This window comes from Streptomyces sp. NRRL S-87, assembly GCF_000719335.1.
In the GTDB taxonomy this organism is placed as follows: Bacteria; Actinomycetota; Actinomycetes; order Streptomycetales; family Streptomycetaceae; genus Streptomyces.
The window spans coordinates 1-1,928 of record NZ_JOGB01000148.1; the positions used below are offsets into that span (position 1 = coordinate 1).

At 74.6% G+C, this 1,928-nt stretch carries 1 protein-coding gene; it reads right to left on the reverse strand.

Annotated elements, in window-relative coordinates; genetic code table 11:
• On the reverse strand, positions 1–1,621 hold a 1,621-nt coding region (locus IF43_RS0135425; protein ID WP_158939686.1), incomplete at its 3' end, for a hypothetical protein.
• Positions 1,622–1,928 lie beyond the last annotated feature (307 nt).

The window sequence follows — 1,928 nt, forward strand, 5'->3', positions numbered from 1 at the left end:
AGGACGCCGCGTTGGTCACCCGGACCGTGTACGTCGCCTGGTCACCGATGCTCACCGACGTCGGACCGGACGCCGTCACCGACAGGTCCGCGGACGCGGGCGGCGGCGGAGGAGGTGGCGGAGGCGTGGTGCCGCCGCCCTGGTAGCGGGCGATGCCGAAGGCGCCCAGCCCGGCCAGGCCCGCGGCCACGATCTTCCCGTCGGGCTGGACGAGCAGGCCCCGGATCTCCTCGTAGCCCAGCATGCCGGTGTAGACGCGGCCGTCGCCGCCGCCGAAGCCGGTGTCCAGGGTGCCGTTGGTGTTGTACCGGGCGAGGGCGAAGTCGCTGGCCTCCTGGCTGTCCGGGTCGTCCGCCCGGCCGCCGACCAGGATCCTGCCGTCCTGCTGGAGCGCCACGTCGTAGGCCACCGCGATGCTCTGGGGCCAGATGGTGATGACCCGTCCGCCCGTGCCGAAGCCCGGGTCCGGGTTGCCGGCCGCCGTGAACCGGGCCAGGGCGAAACCGGAGTCGGTGGATCCCGCGGCGACGACCATGCCGTCGGACTGGACCACTACCGCCTGCGCGAAGTCCGTACCGCCGAAGTCGGCGGTGGCCATCCCGTCGCCGCTGAAGGACGTGTCGAGGCTGCCGTTCGACAGGTAGCGGGCCACGCCGTAGTCGAAGGCGGTCGAGCCGGTGTAGCCGACCACGACGAACCGGCCGTCCGACTGCAGTGCCAGGCCGGTGGCCCGGCCGCCCGGGTCCTGTGGCGAGGTGGGGGTGAAGCCCGCCACCACGCTCCCGTCCCCGCCGAAGGTGGGGTCCGGGCTGCCGTTCGGGTTGAGGCGGGCCAGGGCGAAGCCGGCCCCACCGCTCAGGCCGACCGCGAGGATCTTCCCGTCCGGCTGGACGGCCACGTCGGCGGCGCCCGAGGCGCCGCCGAAGGAGTCCACCCGCACCAGCCCGCCCGTGCCGAAGCCCTGGTCGAGGGTGCCGTCGGTGTTGTAGCGGGCCAGTGAGAAGAAGCAGCAGCCGCCGCCCTCGCCCGGCACCTCGGTGCTGCCCGCCACCACGATCTTGCCGTCGGAGGGCTGTACGGCCACCGCCTCGGCCTGGTCGTTGCCGCCGAAGTCGCTGGTCACCCGCCCGTCGCCACCGCCGAAGGCGGGGTCCACCGCGCCGTTGGCGGTGTACCGGATCAGTGCGACGTCGGACTGGCCGTCGGACCCCGTGACGCGGCCGGCCACGACCAGCCGGCCGTCCGCCTGCCGGGCCACGTCGAAGCCCTCGGCGTAGTCCCAGGGGCCGGCGTTGTCCGGGAAGTACGTCTGGACCCTGCCGCTGTCCGCGAAGGTGGGGTCGAGGTCGCCGGGGGCCGCCAGTGCGGTGCCGGGGAGGGCTAGGACCAGGGAGAGGGCTGCGGCGGCTGCGGCTGTGGCTGTGGCTGTGGCTGATCTGGCGGGTTTGGTGGGTTTCGCGGGTTTGGTGGGCTTGGCGGAGTGGGTGGACCTGACTGCTCGGGTTGCCTTGGTTGCTCGGGCTGCTCGGGCTGCTTGGGTGAGGAGGGGGAGGCAGGTGAGGCGGGTGATGTGGGCGAAGGGGGTGGTGGGTCGGGAGGGGCCGGGACGGGCGTGGGGCATGGGTGTACGGACCTCCGATCCGCGGCGGTGGGAGAGCAGGCCATAGCTTCGGGGAGGGTCCGCACGGCGGCGGCGAGGCGCGGGGCGCGCTGCGCCCTCTGGAGGGTGGGGATCCACCCAGGTGGGCGACGCGGGGGGAGCGCCGACGCGGGGGAGGGGGAGGCGCGAGGGGGGCGCCGGGTGTCGGGGTGGGGTGGCTTCGTGGGGGCGCCCCGTGGTGTGTGGGTCCCCTCGGCGCTTGACAGGGGCGGCCTGCAGGCCCTGCGGCAGGCCCACCCCAGGGGCAAGGGGCTTCGCCCTGGCCTGC